General features: G+C 72.1%; 18 protein-coding genes. 4 read left to right on the top strand and 14 right to left on the bottom strand.

Going from position 1 to position 17605, the window contains the following annotated elements:
- Nucleotides 1-26: 26 nt before the first annotated feature.
- Genes ccsB through hemL form a run of 6 tightly spaced genes read right to left on the bottom strand, consistent with a single transcriptional unit; the run spans nt 27 to nt 6216 of the window.
- Nucleotides 27-1010, bottom strand: coding sequence for a c-type cytochrome biogenesis protein CcsB (gene ccsB, locus CQZ88_RS25730; protein WP_102800507.1), 984 nt, complete (start codon nt 1008-1010; stop codon nt 27-29).
- Entirely contained in the window at nt 1007-2689 is a 1683-nt protein-coding gene (locus CQZ88_RS25725) for a cytochrome c biogenesis protein ResB (RefSeq protein WP_102800506.1), read from the bottom strand. The genes ccsB and CQZ88_RS25725 overlap by 4 nt, the downstream gene beginning before the upstream one ends.
- The gene (locus tag CQZ88_RS25720; RefSeq protein WP_006935923.1) at nt 2686-3546 is read right to left on the bottom strand and encodes a cytochrome c biogenesis CcdA family protein; all 861 of its coding nucleotides are present in this window, start codon (nt 3544-3546) and stop codon (nt 2686-2688) included. Before CQZ88_RS25720 ends, CQZ88_RS25725 begins: the two co-directional genes overlap by 4 nt.
- Nucleotides 3547-3581: 35 nt before the next feature.
- Nucleotides 3582-4196 (bottom strand): TlpA disulfide reductase family protein, encoded by a 615-nt coding sequence (locus CQZ88_RS25715; RefSeq protein ID WP_043803231.1) that lies wholly within the window; start codon nt 4194-4196, stop codon nt 3582-3584.
- Complete coding sequence (locus CQZ88_RS25710; protein ID WP_043803234.1) at nt 4193-4843, bottom strand: histidine phosphatase family protein; 651 nt, start codon at nt 4841-4843, stop codon at nt 4193-4195. The genes CQZ88_RS25715 and CQZ88_RS25710 overlap by 4 nt, the downstream gene beginning before the upstream one ends.
- 50 nt (nt 4844-4893) lie before the next feature.
- Complete coding sequence (gene hemL / locus CQZ88_RS25705; RefSeq protein WP_006935932.1) at nt 4894-6216, bottom strand: glutamate-1-semialdehyde 2,1-aminomutase; 1323 nt, start codon at nt 6214-6216, stop codon at nt 4894-4896.
- Nucleotides 6217-6297: 81 nt separating this feature from the next.
- Between hemL and CQZ88_RS25700 the strand changes: the two genes are divergently transcribed.
- The 3 genes from CQZ88_RS25700 to CQZ88_RS25695 are packed head-to-tail and all read left to right on the top strand — an operon-like array spanning nt 6298 to nt 9813.
- Entirely contained in the window at nt 6298-7605 is a 1308-nt protein-coding gene (locus tag CQZ88_RS25700; RefSeq protein WP_258008796.1) for a helicase HerA domain-containing protein, read from the top strand.
- A complete protein-coding gene (locus tag CQZ88_RS31885; protein ID WP_258008795.1) occupies nt 7578-7865 on the top strand; it encodes a hypothetical protein in 288 nt (95 codons plus the stop codon). Before CQZ88_RS25700 ends, CQZ88_RS31885 begins: the two co-directional genes overlap by 28 nt.
- Nucleotides 7866-7875: 10 nt before the next feature.
- Nucleotides 7876-9813 (top strand): acyl-CoA dehydrogenase, encoded by a 1938-nt coding sequence (locus CQZ88_RS25695; protein ID WP_006935934.1) that lies wholly within the window; start codon nt 7876-7878, stop codon nt 9811-9813.
- Between the two features lie 22 nt (nt 9814-9835).
- On the opposite strand, the gene CQZ88_RS25690 is transcribed toward CQZ88_RS25695, so the two are convergent.
- The 3 genes from CQZ88_RS25690 to CQZ88_RS25680 all read right to left on the bottom strand — a co-directional run bounded on the left by CQZ88_RS25690 (nt 9836) and on the right by CQZ88_RS25680 (nt 13353).
- Nucleotides 9836-10681, bottom strand: a complete 846-nt coding sequence (locus CQZ88_RS25690) for a cyclase family protein (RefSeq protein ID WP_006935936.1) — start codon at nt 10679-10681, stop codon at nt 9836-9838.
- A 12-nt stretch (nt 10682-10693) separates the two neighbouring features.
- Nucleotides 10694-11839 (bottom strand): sorbosone dehydrogenase family protein, encoded by a 1146-nt coding sequence (locus CQZ88_RS25685; RefSeq protein ID WP_102800505.1) that lies wholly within the window; start codon nt 11837-11839, stop codon nt 10694-10696.
- A 71-nt stretch (nt 11840-11910) separates the two neighbouring features.
- Complete coding sequence (locus CQZ88_RS25680) at nt 11911-13353, bottom strand: MFS transporter (RefSeq protein WP_102800504.1); 1443 nt, start codon at nt 13351-13353, stop codon at nt 11911-11913.
- 58 nt (nt 13354-13411) lie between these two features.
- On the opposite strand from CQZ88_RS25680, the gene soxR reads away from it, so the two are divergent.
- Complete coding sequence (gene soxR / locus CQZ88_RS25675) at nt 13412-13867, top strand: redox-sensitive transcriptional activator SoxR (protein WP_050035619.1); 456 nt, start codon at nt 13412-13414, stop codon at nt 13865-13867.
- On the opposite strand, the gene CQZ88_RS25670 is transcribed toward soxR, so the two are convergent.
- From CQZ88_RS25670 to hemB, 5 genes are all read right to left on the bottom strand, one after another.
- The gene (locus CQZ88_RS25670) at nt 13864-15018 is read right to left on the bottom strand and encodes a sorbosone dehydrogenase family protein (protein ID WP_102800503.1); all 1155 of its coding nucleotides are present in this window, start codon (nt 15016-15018) and stop codon (nt 13864-13866) included. The two genes, soxR and CQZ88_RS25670, sit on opposite strands and share 4 nt — an antisense overlap.
- Nucleotides 15019-15040: 22 nt before the next feature.
- Nucleotides 15041-15325: a metal-sensitive transcriptional regulator gene (locus CQZ88_RS25665; RefSeq protein ID WP_003937563.1), complete on the bottom strand. Its 285-nt coding sequence runs from the start codon at nt 15323-15325 to the stop codon at nt 15041-15043.
- Between the two features lie 25 nt (nt 15326-15350).
- The gene (locus tag CQZ88_RS25660) at nt 15351-15836 is read right to left on the bottom strand and encodes a hypothetical protein (protein ID WP_102800502.1); all 486 of its coding nucleotides are present in this window, start codon (nt 15834-15836) and stop codon (nt 15351-15353) included.
- A 204-nt stretch (nt 15837-16040) separates the two neighbouring features.
- Entirely contained in the window at nt 16041-16520 is a 480-nt protein-coding gene (locus CQZ88_RS25655; RefSeq protein WP_006935953.1) for a hypothetical protein, read from the bottom strand.
- An 80-nt stretch (nt 16521-16600) separates the two neighbouring features.
- On the bottom strand, nt 16601-17578 hold the full coding sequence (gene hemB, locus CQZ88_RS25650) for a porphobilinogen synthase (protein ID WP_006935956.1): 978 nt from the start codon (nt 17576-17578) through the stop codon (nt 16601-16603).
- Between the last annotated feature and the right edge of the window lie 27 nt (nt 17579-17605).

Genomic DNA, 17605 nt, shown 5'->3' with positions numbered 1-17605 from the left:
GCCCGGCCGACGCGGACGATAACAGATCAGGTCAGGCCGGCGTACGAGTGCAGACCGGAGACGACCATGTTGATGATGAAGAGGTTGAACAGCATGGCGACGAAGCCGGCGACGTTGATCCCGGCCGCGCGCGTGTTGCGCCAGCCCGACGTCGCGCGGGCGTGCAGGTACGCCGCGTACATCACCCAGGTGATGAACGAGACGGTCTCCTTGGGATCCCAGCCCCAGAACCGGCCCCAGGCGGCCTCGGCCCAGATCGCGCCGAGGATGATGCCGGCACCGAACAGCGGGAACCCGATGATGGTGGTGCGGTACGCGAGACGGTCCAGGGTCTGCGCGTCCGGCAGGCGCTCGGCGATCCGGCCGAACACGCCGCGACCCTCCTCGCCCTTCGGGAACCGGATGCGCAGCAGGAACAGCAGGCTGGCGACGCCGGAGACCAGGAAGATGCCGCTGCCGACGCTGATGATGGTCACATGGATGGGCAGCCAGAACGACTGCAGGGCGGGCACGACGGGTGCGGCGTCGGCGTACAGCACGGTCGCCGCGAGGAACATCAGGATCAGCACCGGCACGAGCAGGTAGACCCACATGATCCGGTAGGCCGGCCGGCGCAGCACCACCAGGCCGAACAGCACCGCCGCGGCGCACGCCATCGACACGAACTCGTACATGTTGCCGAGCGGGAAGCGCTCGGTGGACAGCCCGCGCAGCACGATCGACGTGACCTGCAGGGCGGCCACCACGACGACGAGCGCGCGCCCCATGTTGCCGAGACGCTCGGACAGCGTCCGGCCCCGCGGCTCCTCCACCCGGCCCGGACCGTCCGGCGCCGAGGGCGGCTCGCCGGCCGCGCCGACGGCGACGAGCGTGCGCTCACGCTCGGCGACGAGATCGGCCCGGTGCGAGGCGTACTCGGCGATCAGCAACACCAGCGCGAGCACCAGCACCGCGAACGCCGATTCGAATGCCCAGTCGCTGTACTGCGCGAGGGTCTCGTTGAGGGTCATGCCTTCTTCTCCTGTGCTGCCTTCGCACGTGCGGTCGTGTCGTCGCCGAGCAATCGGCCGGTCAGACGCTCGAACTCGTCACCCCATCCGGCCTGGTCGGTCCGGGCGAGACCACCGAGTTCTACTACGGTACGTCGTTCCCCGTCGGCCACTGTACCGGCCGGGTAGGCCCGCACCCAGATCCGGCGGCGCTTGATCAGCAACGACACCAGTAGCCCCACCATCATCGTGATCGCCGAAACCAGCACCCAGGTCTGCGCCGGGTCGTGCGAGACCTGCAGGTTCACGAAATCGGTCGCGCCGTCGAAGCGGATCTGTGTCCCGTCGGGGAGCGTCACGCTCTCCCCCGCGAACAGGTTCACCCGGTCCTGCTTGACCAGCCGGCCCTGGTTGATCAGCTCACCGTTGAGGGAGAACAGCGACTGCGGGGTGCCGGTGTCGAGACCCGTGTCGCCCTTGTAGATGTCGATCGCGACGGCGGGATCGGTCAGCGCCGGGTAACCGGAGGACAACAGGTTGCCGTGGAACACCGCGGTGGGCGCGAACAGGCCCTCTATCGCGATCTGGTTGCGCCGCCGCTCGTCGGGATCCGGGTACATCCCGCCCGGCGGGTCGAACCGCATCGCGCCGCTGCTGAGGAAGGTGGTCGCGTCGTCGGGCCGCCACTGCAGCGTCTCGGTGCGGGTCTCGCCGTCGGGCCACGTCACCGTGAAGGACGGCGCGAAGCCGTGGCCCTGCAGGTAGACGCGGTCGCTACCGACCCGCAGCGGGTGGTTGACCCGCAGCTGCGCGTCGCGCCAGGTGTTCGTCGCCAGGTCGGCCCCCGCCTGGTAGTCGATGTTCGAGGTGAACATCTCGGCCTGCCCGTTGTCGAGATAGTCCGCGGAGAAGTCCTTCACGCGGATGCACATCGGAGTCAGGCCCGTGCCGTCGAGGGTGTTGCCCGCGCGGAACGAGTCGAACGCCGCCGGCGAGCTCGTGCAGAACTCCTCACCGTTGGCGACCAGGATGCGCTGGCCCTCGTAGCCGAACAGCTTGCCCACCGCGACCGCGGCGAGCAGACCCACCAGCGCGAGGTGGAACAGCAGGTTGCCGGCCTCGCGCAGGTACCCCTTCTCCGCGGAGAGCGTGAGCTCGCCGTCGCGCGCGCCGCGCCCCGCGGTCGTCTCCACGCCGCGCTCGGCGATGCGCCAGCCCCGCAGCTGACCGCGCACCCGGGCGAGCACCTCCTCGGGCGAGGCGTCGACCGTGGTCTCGAGGTGGTGCGGCAGCCGCGACAGGTTGCGCGGCGCCGGCACGGGCCGGGTGCGCAGCGCCCGGTAGTACTCCGTGCAGCGCGGCAGGATGCAGCCGATCAGGGAGACGAACAGCAGCACGTAGATCGCGGTGAACCAGAAGCTGCCGAACACGTCGAACAACTCGAGCCGGTCCAGGAGCGGCCCGAGGGTCGGGCGCGCGGCGATGTACTCGTCGACCTTGCCGGAATTGAGGCTGCGCTGCGGCAGCAGCGCGCCGGGGATCGCGGCCAGCGCGAGCAGGAACAGCAGCACCAGCGCGGTGCGCATCGACGTCAGGCCGCGCCAGGTGTTGCGGACGAACGCCGCGGTGCGACCGGCCGGGCCCTGCCGCGGCGGCGGGGTCGGCGACGGTGGGGCGGTGGGGATGTCGGTGGCCGTCATATTGGCATCGTGACCTCGGAAATAAAGGCGTCCCGGATCCAGGAGACGAACACGTCCCAGGCGCCGGTGACGAGGGCGATTCCGACGGCCACGAGCATGAAGCCGCCGACGAGTTGGACGGTGCGGGCGTGGGCACGCAGCCAGCCCACCCCGCGCAGGGCCCGCGCCGAGCCCAGCGCGAGAACGACGAAGGGCAGCCCGAGGCCGAGGCAGTACGCCACGATCAACGCGACGCCCCGCGCGGCGGTGGTGCCCTCGGTCCCCGCGGCCAGGGAGATCACCCCGGCGAGCGTGGGACCGAGGCACGGCGTCCACCCGAGGGCGAAGACGCCGCCGAGCAGCGGCGCGCCTGCCAGTCCGGAGATGCGCCGGGGTTCGGGGCGGGTGTCGCGCTGCAACGCCGGGATCAGCCCGACGAACACCAGGCCCATCACGATGGTGACCACCCCGCCGATCCGCATCAGCACCTCGCGGTTGACGGAGAGCACGGAGATCGCGCCGAACACCGACGCGGTGGCGAGGACGAACACGACCGTGAATCCGGCGACGAACAGCGCGGCGGCCCCGGCGACGCGCAGGCGCCCGTCGTCGCGGACGGTGGTGGTGCGCCCGCGCGCCTCGGCGGCGGTCACCGCGGGGGCCTCGGCACCCACGACACCGGCCAGATAGGACAGGTAACCGGGCACGAGCGGCACCACGCAGGGCGATGCGAAGGACACGAGTCCGGCCAGCAGGCACGCCCCGAGGGCCAGCAGCAGCGGGCCGGACGAGGCGACCGACTGGAAGGTGTCCCCGATGCCCGCGGCGAGGACGGCCTCGCTCACCAGCGGATCACTGCTCACCACTGCACCACCCATGCCACTGCACCACCCATGTCACTGCACCACCCATGTCACTGCTCGGACGGACTTTCCGCGGCCACGCGCTCGACGACCGGCTGCAGATCGCTCGCGAGCAGTTCGGTCAGGAACACGGCGGCGACGCGGTGGTCACGGTCGAGGACGACCGTGGTCGGTACGACCGAGGTCGGGTAGTTCGCCCCCAGGGCGAGCAGCGAGCGCATCGACGGGTCGTAGATCGACGGGTAGCCCACCCGGTTGTCGACGACGAAATCCTGGGCCTTGTCGCGCTGGTTGTCGCGGACGTTGATGCCGAGGAACTGCACGCCCTGATCCTTGGTGGCCTCGTAGACCTGCTCGAGGTCGTCGGCCTCGCTGCGGCACGGGGCGCACCACTGGCCCCACACGTTGAGCACCACCACCTGGCCGGCGTAGTCGTCGAGCGAGAGGGTCTGCCCCTCGTTCATCAGGTCCTCACCCGACAGTGCACCGAGGGTGCCGCGGTCCGTGGGCGGGTCGTAGAAGATCCGGGTCTGGCCCCCGGGCGAGACGAAGTCGAAGGTGCCGCCGGTGGCGACGGCGTCGTCACCGGTGGCGCACGACGTGAGAGTGAGGCCGCAGGCCAGCGCCGCCGCCAGCGCCGCCCGTCGCGTGGCCCGGCGCCTCATGCGCCGTGGACGGTCGGGTCCGAAGCCCCGGCCGGTTCGGAGTAGACGATGTCGACGAGGGTGTCGCCCTGGTACACCAGCGAGGTCATCGATGCGAGGCTGCACTGACGGTGCTGCGGGTTGTGCCACAGCCGCTCGCCCTCGAGGAAGCGGCGCAGCGTCCACACCGGCAGCTGGTGGCTGACGCACACCGCCTCCCGGCCGACCGCGGCGATGCGGGCGGCGTTGACGGCGGCGAGCATGCGGTGCGCGATCTGCAGGTAGGGCTCTCCCCACGACGGGGTGAAGGGGTCGCGCAGCTTCCACCAGTGCCGCGGCCGGCTCAACGCCCCGTCGCCGACGGCGACCCGCAGGCCCTCGAACTGGTTGCCCGCCTCGATGAGGTTGTCGTCCGTCGCCACCGGCAGGCCGTGCTTGTCCGCGATCGGCTGGGCGGTCTGCTGGGCCCGCTCGAGCGGAGAGGCGACGATGTGCGCGACGTCGTGGTCGGCGAGCGCCGAGGCCACCGACCGGGCCTGTGCCTCCCCGGTCACGGACAGCCGGAAGCCGGGCAGACGGCCGTAGAGGATGCCGCTGGGGTTGTGCACCTCGCCGTGCCGGAGCACGTGCACGATGGTGCGGGACTCGGACGGGGCAGGTTCGGTCACGTGGGAATTCCTCGGGTGTGCGTCGGGTGTGGTGGCGTGGGAGGGCCCGCTCAGGCCGTGGCGGCCGCCGCGGCCTTCGCTGCGTGCGGCAGCGCGTCGGCGATGCGGGAGAACGCGTCGTCGTCGAGCACGGAGGAGACGAACCACGTCTCGAACGCGCTGGGCGGGGCGTAGACGCCGTGGTCGAGCAGGGCGTGGAAGAACGCCGGGAACCGCCACGTCTGCGCGGCCTTGGCCTGCGCGTAGTCGGTCACCGGATCCTCGGTGAAGAAGACGCTGAGCATCGTGCCGGCGAACTGGACCCGGTGCGCGACGCCCTCGGCCGTGAGTGCCTCGCCGATCATCCGTCCGAGGGTGGTGGCGTTCCGGTCGAGCGCGGCGTAGGCGGCGCTGTCGGCGGCGCGCAGGCTGGCCAGCCCGGCGGCGACGGCGACCGGATTACCCGACAGGGTGCCGGCCTGGTAGACGGGCCCCGCCGGCGCGAGGTGGGCCATGACGTCGGCGCGGCCGCCGAACGCGGCCGCGGGCAGGCCGCCGCTCATCACCTTGCCGAACGTCATGAGGTCGCCGGCGACACCGTCGATGCCGTACCAGCCGGCCGGTCCCGCCCGGAACCCGGTCATCACCTCGTCCATGATCAGCAGCGCGCCGTGCTCGCGGGTCAGCTCGCGCAGGCCGGCGTTGAAGCCCGGCAGCGGCGGGACGGTGCCCATGTTGCCGGCGGCGGCCTCGGTGATCACCGCGGCGATCTTCCCCGGGTTGGCCGCGAACGCCGCGCGCACCGCCTCGAGGTCGTTGTACGGCACGACGATGGTGTCCTCGGCCTGCGCACCGGTCACACCCGGCGACGTCGGCAGCCCGAAGGTGGCGACGCCGGAGCCGGCGTCGGCGAGCAGGGCGTCGACGTGACCGTGATAACAGCCCGCAAACTTGACGATCTTGGTTCGGCCGGTGAATCCGCGTGCCAGCCGCACCGCGCTCATCGTCGCCTCGGTGCCCGAGTTGACGAGCCGGACCTGCTCGACGGGCTCGATGCGCCCCACGATCTCCTCGGCGAGTTCCACCTCACCGGCCGTCGGCGCGCCGAACGACAGGCCCGTCGTGGCGGCGCTGCACACCGCGTCGACGACCGCCGGGTGCGCGTGGCCGAGGATCATCGGCCCCCACGAACACACCAGGTCGACATAGGAATTGCCGTCCACGTCGGTCAGCGTGTAGCCCGAGGCGGACGCGACGAAGCGCGGGGTCCCGCCGACCGATCCGAATGCGCGGACCGGAGAGTTCACACCCCCGGGAATCACCTTCGACGCCCGGTCGAACAGTGCGGTGGATACGGAGTCGCGGGCGCGAGATGCATCGGGGGTCGCAGTCACGACCTCCAGTGTCCCAGTTTCGCGGGATTTGCCAAAAGGCGTGGACCCTGCAACGGCGGTCGTTCCGGTAGGAATGTGACCATGGTCTCGTTCGACGACGTCCGGATCGCCCTCGCGGACCGTTTCCGGGTGGTCACCGCCGCGTTGTCCGCCGACGGCCGTGAGGTACTTCTCACCGGACCGGTGGACGTCGGTGTCGACGTCGGCGGGTTCGCGGTCGTCGAACTCGACGACGGGCGCCGCCTCGCCGTGCAGGTCCGCAGCGTGCGCATCGTCGAACGCGAGGGCGCCGACGTCGACGTCACCGTCGACGAACCGGGTCTGCCGGTGCGGTCGGTGCGGGGCCGGGCGATGGTGCGGACGCTGGCGGGTTCCGCGACCGTCCTGGGGGTGTTCGGCGACGGCCGGTTCGTCGCCACGCCGGAGACGGAGCCGTTTCCCGAGCGGCATGTGCGTCCGGCCACCGAGGCCGAGACCGCGACGATCGCCGCCGCGCTCGCCGGCACCCTCGACGTGGGCACCATGCTGCACGCCCCGGCGGTGCCGGCGCGGCTGCACCCGGCGGGCTTCGCCCGGCACACCTTCATGTGCGGCCAGTCCGGCTCCGGCAAGACGTACACGACCGGCGCGGTCCTCGAACGGCTGCTCGTCGCGACGACCCTGCCGATCGTGGTGCTCGACCCCAACTCCGACCACGTGCAGCTCGGCCGGCTGCGGGATCCGGGGGACGACTCCCCCGCCGCGCGCCGGCATCGCGAGGCCGCGACCGGAGTGCGGGTGGTACGGGCCCGCGGCGCCGACTCCGACCACCTGCTGTGCCTGGATCTCAGCGACCTTCCCCTCGTCGCGCAGGCGCTGCTGCTGCGCCTGGACCCGGTGCACGACCTCGACGAGTACTCGGCGTTGCGCCGCGTCACCGCCTCCCTCGCCGTCCCCTACTCGGTCGCGGACGTGCGGTCCGCGGCGGCGGCCGACCCCGCGACCGCGCGTCTCGCGACCCGCATCGACAACCTGGGGATCGCGGCGTGGGAGCTGTGGCGCCGGGGGGACGAACGCTCGGCCGCCGAACTCGACATGACGGCGGGCCGGTGCTTCGTGATCGATCTCGGCAGCCTGAACTCCCCGGCGAGCGGGCCGCGGTGGCGCTCGGCCTGCTGGGCCGGCTGTGGATGCTGCGGCGGCGCCGCCTGCCGATGCTCCTGGTGGTGGACGAGGCGCACAACATCCTGCCGTCGGCCACGGCGGACCCGTTGTCGTCGAGCACCGCGGATCTGGGGGTGCTCATCGCCGGCGAGGGCCGCAAGTTCGGGCTGCACCTGTTCGTCGCCACGCAGCGCCCCGGGAAGGTGCATCCGAACGTCGTGTCCCAGTGCGACAACCTGTTGCTGATGCGCATGAACGGCAGCACCGACATCGAGGAGCTCGCACACCTGTTCTCGCACGTCCCGCCGGCGATGCTGCACCGCGCCACGACGTTCGGGCTGGGCCAGGCCCTCTTCGCGGGACCGCTCGCTCCGACCCCCCTGCTGGCCCGCGTCGGGACACGGGTCAGTCCGGAAGGCGGCGCGGACGTCCCGACGGACTGGGCGCATCCTGCAGCCGATACCGGCGTTCTCACATACCCACACGAGGGGCCCGAATCGTCCTAGTGTCGAGTCCATGACGACCACAGCTGAGCACATCCGCATCACCCTGGACGGCGCGTGGCGGCAGGCGCGCGAGCGGGCCCGCGCGGATCTGGACCGGCCCGAGTTCGCCCCGCACTACACGCCGGACCTGGACGCGGCCCGGGCGATCACGCTGAAGCAGATGCGGATGCTCGCCGAATCCGGCTATGCCCGGGCGGGCTTCTCCAAGGCGGTGGGCGGGGGCGGCGACGCCGGTGGTGCGGTGGCGTCGATCGAGATGCTCGCCATGTCGGACCTGTCGCTGATGGTCAAGGCCGGGGTGCAGTGGGGCCTGTTCGGCGGCGCGATCGAGAATCTCGGCACGACCCGTCACCACGAGCGCTACCTCGGCCCGCTCATCGACCTCGATCTGCTCGGCTGCTTCGCGATGACCGAGACCGGTCACGGCTCCGACGTCCAGTCGCTCGAGACGACGGCGTCGTACGACCCGGGCACTGAGGAGTTCGTGATCCACTCCCCCACCCCGTCCTCACGCAAGGACTACATCGGCGGCGCGGCGCAGCACGCGACGGTCGCCGCGGTGTTCGCGCAACTGATCACCGGGGGCAAGTCCCAGGGCGTGCACTGCTTCGTCGTGCCGATCCGCGACGAGAACGGCGACGACCTGCCCGGCGTCACCACCTCCGACTGCGGCCACAAGGGCGGCCTGCCGGGCGTGGACAACGGGCGGATCATGTTCGACCACGTGCGGATCCCGCGGGAGAACCTGCTCAACCGGTACGCCGACGTCGAGCCCGACGGGACCTACGTCTCGGCGATCGAGAACCCGAACCGCCGCTTCTTCACCATGGTGGGCACGCTCGTGCGGGGCCGGGTCACCGTCGGCGGCTCGGCGGGTGCCGCGGCCCGCGTCGCGCTGTCGATCGCGACGCGGTACGCGTTGCAGCGCCGCCAATTCAGCGCCCCGGGCGACGAGAACGAGGTGCTGCTGATGGACTACCTAGTGCATCAGCGCCGCCTGCTGCCGCTCATCGCGAGGTCGTACGCGCTGACCTTCGCGCAGAACGAGCTGGTCTCGACCATGGACCGGATCCAGACCACGCCCGTCGACGACGTCGACCCCCAGGAGCAGCGTGAGCTCGAGAGCCGCGCCGCCGGACTGAAGGTCGCCAACACCGCCCACGCGACGCGCGCCATCCAGGAGTGCCGCGAGGCCTGCGGCGGCGCCGGATACATGGCCGAGAACCGGCTGACGGCGTTGAAGGCGGACACCGACGTGTTCACCACCTTCGAGGGCGACAACCACGTGCTGACCCAGCTCGTCGCCAAGGAACTGCTCACCGCCTACGCGGACGAGGTCCGCGGGATGAGCCCGGTGGAGTGGATGAAGTTCGCCGCCGTCACGGTGTCGGACATCGTCAAGAAGCGCACCGCCGCGCAGCAGATCCTCCAGACCCTCGTCGACACCCGGAAGGACAACGAGGAGGACGGCAGCCTCTTCGACCGGGGCACGCAGATGGCGATGTTCGAGTCCCGGGAGCAGTACCTGCTCTCGACGGCGGCGCGGCGGCTGCAGGCCGCGTCGAAGCGCGAGGAGAACATGTTCGACGCGTTCAACTTCGTGCAGGACCACGTGCTGCACGCCGCGCAGGCCCACATCGACCGGGTCGTGCTCGAGGCGTTCGTCGCGGGCATCGACTCGTGTCCCGACGAGGCGGGCCGCGAGCTGCTGTCGGACCTGTGCGACCTGTACGCGCTGAGTGTCATCGACGAGGACAAGGCCTGGTACATGGAGCACCGGCAGCTGTCGGTGGAGCGGGCGAAGGCCGTGTCACGCGGCATCAACGAACGCTGCCGGACCCTGCGCCCGCACGTGACGACGCTCGTCGAGGGTCTCGGCGTGCCGGAGCACCTGCTGGGGTCGGCGATGCTCGACGGTCCGGGCACGGACGCCGGTCGCCTCGGCTGACCCGCCGGGCCGGGTGCGCGGATCAGACCAGTGCCAGCACCCGGCACGGTCCGCCGGTGCCGCCGACGTGCTTGGGCGCGCCGACGACGACGGTCGCGCCGCGCGGCGGCACGGCCGCGAGGTTCGCCATCGCCTCGATGCCGTAGCGGCCCGCGCCGAGCAGCTCCACGTGGGCGCCGAAGTCGCTGCTGCTCGCCCGGTCGAGGCTGAGGGTGTCGACGCCGAGCCCCACGACGTTCCGTTCGTGCACGAGCATCCGCACGGCGTCGCGGTCGAATCCCGGCGCGTGCGGGATGCGCAGCGCGTCGGCGTTGACGAAGCGGGCGGGGTCGGCGAGGCGGGCCTCCCAGCCCGAGTGCATCGCGACGAACGCGCCCGGCGGGATCGGGCCGTGCTGCTGTTCCCAGGCCGCCACGTCGGCGACGGTGACCACGGAGTCGTCGTCCTGCGCGGCCTTGCCGGCGATGTCGACGACGGCGAGCGGGGCCACGAAGTCGCGCACCGGCAGCGCCTCGACGGTGGCGCCGCCGCGCACGATGTGGGCCGGGGCATCGAGATGGGTGCCGGTGTGCTCCCACAGCGACATCTCGTTGACGGCGAACCGCCCGGTGTCGAGCGTTGCGACGGGACGCATCGTGAACTGCTCGTTGCCGGGCCAGACCGGGAACTGCGGGGTCAGCGTGTGGGTCAGGTCGATCACCGCGTCGGCCCGCACGGGGGTGGTGTTCCCGCCGGCCCGTGCGGCGGGCGTCGCGGCGAGGCCCGCGGCGGTCACGCCCACTGCGGCGAGGAAGGACCGGCGGCCGAATCGGCTTCGGCTGTCCTGGATCTCGCGATACACCCGGTCGAGCACCGTCGGTGAGCACATCGTCTCGCCCTCTCAGTCGGCGGCAGGTTCCACCAGCAGGACGCGGTCGCCGCTTCCGTTGTCCGTCGTGACGAGCAGTGCCCCGTCGGGCCGCGCGGTCACCGACCGCAGCCGGCCGAATCGGCCCTCGAGCGCGGTCGCGGTCTCGTCCACCGCGCGGCCGTCGGCGGTGAGTTCGAGGAACAGCAGCTTCTCCTGCTGTTGGCTCGTGATCACCAGTGCGCCGTCCCACCCGTTCCAGCCGGCACCGGCGACGAACGTGCCGCCGGGAGTCGCGAGGGTGGGGGCGCCGGAACTCCACACGGCCCCGATCGCCCCCGGAACGCGGGCCGGGTCGGTCATGGGCACCGACTCGTCGTAGACGAACGGGAAGCGGTCGGGCCGGTAGCCGTAGTTGCCACCCGGCAGCAGCAGATTCACCTCGTCGTCGCGGCCGGTGCCCTGCTCGACCGCATAGAGTTCGCCGGTGCCGGGACGCTGCGCCAGTCCCTGCACGTTGCGGTGGCCGAGAGTGAACACCGGGCTGTTCGGATCGGGGTTGCCCGCCGCGGGAGTGCCGTCGGGATCGATGTGGAGCACCTTGCCGCCCAGGCTGTTCCGGTCCTGAGGAACCTGGGGGTGGGCGGTGTCGCCCGTGCCGACGTACAGCGATCCGTCGGGGTGGGCGAGCAGCCGGCAGCCGCCGTGACGGCCGCCCTGCCCGGCCGGAATGCCGGCGAGCACGGTGGCACCACGGGTCAATTCCGTCCATCCGGCATCGACCGTCCACGACTGCACGCGGATGTCGGTGCCGTCCGGGCCGCGATGACCCTGGCAGCTGTAGAGGGTCCGGCTCGTCCCGAAATCGGGCGCCAGCGCCAGTCCCATCAGACCGGTCTCGCCCTCGGCGTACAGGTCGGACAGGTCGGCGCGCACGTCGCGGACGTCACCGTCCGGGCCACGGGCCACGAAGCGGCCCCTGCGTTCTCCGGTGAGGATCGTCCCGTCCGGCGCGGCGACGACGTCCCAGGGCTTGCTCAGCCCCTCCATCAGCGGCGTCACGGTCAGCGCCGGCAGCGCGCCCGCCTCGGGTGGCGCCGCGTGGGCGCTCGGCGCCCCTGCCGCGAGCACGCCCGCTGCGATCGCCGCCGCGCACCTCCCCGGGATTCGCACGCGCATCTCCTCCTCGCCGGATCCCGGCGATGTTACGGAAGGCGATGCGCCGGACGGCGACGACACGCGCGGCGGCGTCAGATTCGTTCGGGTTCCGCTGCGGAGGAGTCCGCCGGGACCGACCGGAGCCGGTGCGCGCGGGCCGGAACCGCGCGGCGCGCGGCGAGCACGCCGAGCACCGCCACGGCCGCGAACCCGAACAGCAGGAGCCGCGCCGAGCGCACGTCGGACGGTTGTCCCGCGTTGACGAGGACCCCGGCCAGTGCTGCGCCGAACGCGTTCGCGATCAACTGGACGGTGTTGATCGCGGCGGACGCCCTGCCGCTTTCGCGCGGGTCGGCGACGGCGTTCATCGCGCCGACCGCGAGGTGCGGCCACGCGATGCCGATGCCCGCGCCCGCGACGACCAGTCCCGTGACCCACGCCGCGACCGCCGCCGGTCCGGCCTCGTCACGCACGACGGTCGCCATGAGCGCGAGACCGAGGCCGACGAGCACCGGAGCGCTCACCACGATGCGGTGCACGGTCCGTGGCGCGGACGCCGAGGCGCTCGGGATCTCGCCGAGCGTCCACCCCACCGCGAGCGCGGCGCCGAGGAAGCCGGCGGCCAGCGGCGCGAGGCCGGCGAGGCGCTGCCCGAACAACGGGACGAACGTCTCGGCGGTCGAGGCGACCGCCAGCACTGCGATCGTCAGGTACACCCAGCGCAGCCGGGCGGTGGTGAACGTCGCCGCGGGCAGGATGCCGTGCGGGCTGCGGCGGTCGACGGCGACGAACGCGACCACGGCAGCGGACGCGACCGCGATGAGGGTGATCGTGGGCGCACTGCCGGTCACGACGGCGGCCACGCTGACCGCCAGGGCCGCGGCGGTGAGCAGGGCGAGCGAACCGAGCGGAATCCTGCCGGCCTCCCGCGATCCGCGGGCGTGCGCCGGCAGGGTGAAGGGCACCGCGGCGGCGACCGCGAGCGTGCAGACCACTAGCGCGCCGAACGCCCATCGCCAGGCGTGGAACTGGGCGAACACGCCGCCGACGGCGGGTCCCGCAAAGGTCCCCACGCCCCACATCGCCGATACGAGCGCCGCGCCGCGGCTCCAGAGGCGTTCGGGCAGTGCACTGTTCAGAACGGCGTAGCCGAGCCCGGCGAGCAGGCCGCCGCCGAGTCCCTGGACCGCCCGGCCCGCCAGCAGCGTCTCCATGGACGGGGCGAGCGCACACACGAGGGTGCCGGCCGCGAAGGTCCCGAGCGCCACGAGGTAGGCGCCCCGGGGTCCGCGGGCGGCGAGGAGGCGGGCCACGGCCGTCGAGGAGATCACCGACGCGATGAGGAACACCGTCGCCGTCCACGCGTAGTAGGCGTGGCCGCCGATCTCCTCGACCGCGGTCGGCAGCAGGCTCGTCGTGAGGTACACGTTGGTGGCGTAGAGGGCAACCCCGCCGGCGAGAACCGATGCTGTACCGAGGTATTCGCGGCCGAGAAGTTCCAGCCAGGAGCCGGCGCGAGTCGTGGATCCGTGCATGCCGGTGACTGTAGAGTCTCGAGTGCACTTGAGATCAAGCGCGGGGAACGGAGTCGTGATGAGCCGCACGAGCGAAGAACTGCTGGCGATCGGTGAGGTCTCCCGGCGCACGGGCGCCGCCGTGTCTGCGATTCGCTACTACGAGTCGCTGGGACTTGTGACGGCACACCGCACCGCAGGCGGCACGCGCCGCTTCCCCCGGCACACGATCCGGCGCATCTCGATCATCCAGTTGGCGACCCGGTTCGGCATTCCGCTCGCCGAGGTGGCCGAGGTGTTCTCGGCGCTGCCGGCCGACAGGCCCCCGACCCGACGGGACTGGATGCGCATCTCGCGGGCATGGCACGAGCGCCTCGAGGAACGCAAGCAGGCGATCGACCGGATGCAGCGCGAACTGGCGGGGTGCATCGGCTGCGGCTGCCTGTCGCTGCAGGCGTGCACCCTGTTCAATCCGGGCGATCGGCTGGGCGAGGACGGCGCGGGCGCGCGGCGCGTCGACCCAGGGGCACGCTAGACGGGGGCGACCTGCAGAATCTTGTCGCCGGAGCCGTTGTCGGTGGTGACGAGGAGCGAGCCGTCGGGCAGCGAGGTGAGCGACCGCAGGCGGCCGTACTCCCCCTCGAGCAGCGTCGCCGACTCGGTGACGCTGCGGCCGTCGCCGGACAGGCGCAGCAGCAGGAGCTTCTCGTCCTGCTGGCTGCTGACGACGAGCGCACCGGACCACGGGCCCCACGCCGGCCCGGCCGCGAACGCCAGCCCCGGGGTGGCGATGGTGGGCGAGCCGGAACTCCACACCGCCGGGATCGCGCCGGGCACGCGCTCGGGATCGGTCATCGGCACCGATTCGTCGTACGTGCCGGGTTCGCGGTCGGGACGCCAGCCGTAGTTGCCGCCCGGCACGAGCAGGTTGACCTCGTCGTCGCGGCTGCTGCCCTGCTCCACCGAGTAGAGCCGGCCGGTGCCGGGCTGCAGCGCCAGCCCCTGCACGTTGCGGTGGCCGAGGGTGAACACGACGCTGCCCGGATCCGGGTTGCCGGGCGCCGGCGACCCGTCGGGGTTCAGGTGCAGCACCTTGCCGCCGAGGCCGGCCGGATCCTGCGGCGCCGTCGGGCGGGTGGCGTCGCCCGTGCCGATGTACAGGGTGCCGTCGGGGTGCGCGAGGATCCGGCAGCCGCCGTGGCGCCCGCCGCGGGCGACGGGCAGGCCCTCGACGACGGTGCGCTGCCGCGTCATCGTGGTCCAGCCGGGATCGACGGTCCAGGCGTAGACGCGGACGTCGTCGGGGTCGCGGTGCCCCTGGCACGCGTAGACGGTGCGGCTGGACTCGAAGTCGTGGCCGAGCGCCACGCCCATGAGCCCGGTCTCCCCCACCGCGTACAGGTCCGGCAGGTCGGCGCGCAGTTCCTCGACGCGCCCGTCGGGCCGCCGGACGACGAACCGGCCCGACCGCTCCCCGGTCAGCAGCGTCCCGTCGGGGGCCTGCACCACGTCCCACGGATGGTCGAGACCGTCGACGACGGTGGTGACGGTGACCCGCGGCGCGGCCGGCGACTCGGGGACCGCGCTCGGCGTACCCGAGAGCACCGTCCGCGCGGGCTCCTCCGGCGCACACGCCGTCAGGACGCACGCCAGCCCCGCAGCGTACAGTCCGTGGGCGATCCGCATGCCGATCGGGCTCCTCGGGCGATCAGGGTTTGAGAACGAGGCGGGCGATCGCGTCCGAGGCCTCCTGGATCTTCGCGTCGGCCTCCGGTCCGCCCTGCCGGGCGGCGTCGACGACGCAGCCGGCCAGGTGCGCGTCCAGCAGCTTGAGCGAGACCGTCTGCAGGGCCTTGGTGACGGCGGAAACCTGGGTCAGGACGTCGATGCAGTAGCGGTCGTCCTCGATCATCCGGGCAATGCCCGCAACCTGTCCCTCGATCCGGCGCAGGCGCTTGAGCAGGTCCTCCTGGTGCGGGGTGTATCCGGCCATACCCGCATCGTACCCCTAGGGGGTATTAAAGCAAGGGTGGATCGGCGCGCTCGGCCAGCACCGTCCCGAGTTCGGACCGCAGCCGCTCGTGGTCCCTGGCCCAGGCCCGCACCAGGGCGCCGCCGCGCAACCGCAGGCCGACGGCCGTGCGACCCCGCGGCACGTTCGACAGCTCCCCCAGCGGCCGGGCCGTCTCCCAGCGCTCGGGTTCGCGGGCCCGGGGATCGGCCGGCGGCAGCACCGCGTCGATCTCCTCGAGCGGCAGCTCCTCGGTGCCGAGGCGCAGCGTCGCCGCGGTCAGCTCCACGCTCACGTGCCGCCGGGCCGCGACGACCGTCACGTACGCGAAACCGCTGAGGACGAGAGCGATCACCGGCAGGGAGACCCAGTGGACCACCGGCCCGGTCAGCAGCTCCACCGCGAGCACGACGACGCAGAGCACCGGGCCGAGCGCCACGGTGCGCCAACGCGCACCGGGCTCGTGGAATCGGGGCTCGGCCGGCTCGCTCACGTCGCGATCAGGCGCTGAGCATGCCCGGAACGACGACCAGCACCAGGGTCACCACACCCAGGACGGCGATGAGGCCGATCAGAACCAGCTCACGACGACGACCGTAGGGCCGGGGCTCCACCTGCATGAAAGTCCTCTTCGCTCGTCGGGAACGACCGTGCGGGCCGTGGGTCGTCAGACACCGTACTCCGCGCGCCCGGGGGGTCAGCTCGGGGGCAACCGAAGGAAGTACAGGTTCGGCTCGCGGCGGTGCATGAGCACGATCGCCCCGACCGAGCACACACCCTGCAGGATGCTCACGAGGCCGATCACGAGTCCGGCCCCACCGCCCAGCGCACCGACGCCGAACACCGTGGGGAGCGCCGTGAAGGTCAGGAAGACGCCGATCATCGTGAGCAGCATGCGCGCCCAGTTCCGGCCGCGGCGCATCGCGAAGACCACCAGCAGGAACAGGCCGGTGAAGGCCAGGCCCAGGACGGCGGTGATCCCGAAACCCAACGGCAGCAACGACTCCACCGATTCCCGGGGCATCTCCACCGGGGGCGTCTGCCGGGCCAGCTCGGCCGTCATCTGGTCGACGAACTCGTCCCTGCGCTCCCACATCAGCGCCACGCTCGCACCGAGGTACACCAGGCCCAGGACCGCGACCGCACACCACAGCTGGAACGCGGTCTCCACGTCCACGGGGGTGGGGCGCCGCTCCCCCGGCGCCGTCCCGGGCGGCGTGGCCGGCGGCCCGGGCCACTGCGACGGTTCGGGCGTGCTCACGTGAGCCGGCCCGCGACCTCGGCCGCCCAGTAGGTGAGCACGATGTCGGCGCCGGCGCGGCGGATACTCGTCAGCGACTCCAGAATTGCCGCGTCCCGGTCGATCCAGCCGTTCTGCGCGGCGGCGGTGATCATCGCGTACTCGCCGGAGATCTGATACGCCGCGACGGGCACGTCCGAGCGGTCCGCGACCTCGCGCAGCACGTCGAGGTACGACATCGCGGGCTTGACCATCACCAGGTCGGCGCCCTCGGCGAGATCGAGATCGACTTCGCGCAGCGCCTCCCGACGGTTCGCCGGATCCTGCTGGTAGGTGCGCCGATCGCCCTCGAGCGAGGAACCCACCGCGTCGCGGAACGGCCCGTAGAACGCCGACGCGTACTTCGCGGAGTACGCGATCTGCCCCACGTCCTGATGCCCCGCGGCGTCGAGCGCCGCCCGGATCGACGCGACCTGGCCGTCCATCATCCCGCTCGGCCCGAGCAGGTGCGCGCCCGCCTCGGCCTGCGCGACGGCCATCTCCGCGTACCGCTCGAGCGTCGCGTCGTTGTCCACCTCACCCGAAGCGCCCAGGACGCCACAGTGACCGTGGTCGGTGAACTCGTCGAGGCACGTGTCGGCCATCAGGACCGTCGCGTCGCCGAGTTCGGCGCGCAGGTCGCGCAGCGCGCGGTTGAGCACGCCCTCCGGGTCGGTGCCGCCGGATCCGCGGGCGTCCTTGTCCTCGGCCCGCGGCACGCCGAAGAGCATCAGCCCGCCGACACCGGCCTCGACCGCGGCGGTCGCCGCGGCCGGCAGCGAGTCGGGGGTGTGCTGGTACACGCCGGGCATCGAGGGAATCTCGCGCGGCGCGTCGAGCCCGTCGGCGACGAACATCGGCAGCACCAGATGCCGCGGCTCGAGGGAGGTTTCGGCGACCAGCCGGCGCATGGCCGGGGTGGTGCGCAGCCTGCGGGGACGGACATCGGGATACATCGGCGGACTCACCTTCCATGCAAGCCG

It is taken from the genome of Rhodococcus sp. ENV425, assembly GCF_002887785.1.
Lineage (GTDB): Bacteria > Actinomycetota > Actinomycetes > Mycobacteriales > Mycobacteriaceae > Rhodococcus > Rhodococcus aetherivorans.
This window is presented reverse-complemented; position numbering and strand designations above follow the sequence as displayed.

Coding starts and splice junctions, on each gene's coding strand:
- ccsB (WP_102800507.1), bottom strand. CDS start 1,010: ATGACCCTCAACGAGACCCTCGCGCAGTACAGCGACTGGGCATTCGAA.
- CQZ88_RS25725 (WP_102800506.1), bottom strand. CDS start 2,689: ATGACGGCCACCGACATCCCCACCGCCCCACCGTCGCCGACCCCGCCG.
- CQZ88_RS25720 (WP_006935923.1), bottom strand. CDS start 3,546: ATGGGTGGTGCAGTGGTGAGCAGTGATCCGCTGGTGAGCGAGGCCGTC.
- CQZ88_RS25715 (WP_043803231.1), bottom strand. CDS start 4,196: ATGAGGCGCCGGGCCACGCGACGGGCGGCGCTGGCGGCGGCGCTGGCC.
- CQZ88_RS25700 (WP_258008796.1), top strand. CDS start 6,298: ATGGTCTCGTTCGACGACGTCCGGATCGCCCTCGCGGACCGTTTCCGG.
- CQZ88_RS25695 (WP_006935934.1), top strand. CDS start 7,876: ATGACGACCACAGCTGAGCACATCCGCATCACCCTGGACGGCGCGTGG.
- CQZ88_RS25690 (WP_006935936.1), bottom strand. CDS start 10,681: ATGTGCTCACCGACGGTGCTCGACCGGGTGTATCGCGAGATCCAGGAC.
- CQZ88_RS25685 (WP_102800505.1), bottom strand. CDS start 11,839: ATGCGCGTGCGAATCCCGGGGAGGTGCGCGGCGGCGATCGCAGCGGGC.
- CQZ88_RS25680 (WP_102800504.1), bottom strand. CDS start 13,353: ATGCACGGATCCACGACTCGCGCCGGCTCCTGGCTGGAACTTCTCGGC.
- soxR (WP_050035619.1), top strand. CDS start 13,412: ATGAGCCGCACGAGCGAAGAACTGCTGGCGATCGGTGAGGTCTCCCGG.
- CQZ88_RS25670 (WP_102800503.1), bottom strand. CDS start 15,018: ATGCGGATCGCCCACGGACTGTACGCTGCGGGGCTGGCGTGCGTCCTG.
- CQZ88_RS25665 (WP_003937563.1), bottom strand. CDS start 15,325: ATGGCCGGATACACCCCGCACCAGGAGGACCTGCTCAAGCGCCTGCGC.
- hemB (WP_006935956.1), bottom strand. CDS start 17,578: ATGTATCCCGATGTCCGTCCCCGCAGGCTGCGCACCACCCCGGCCATG.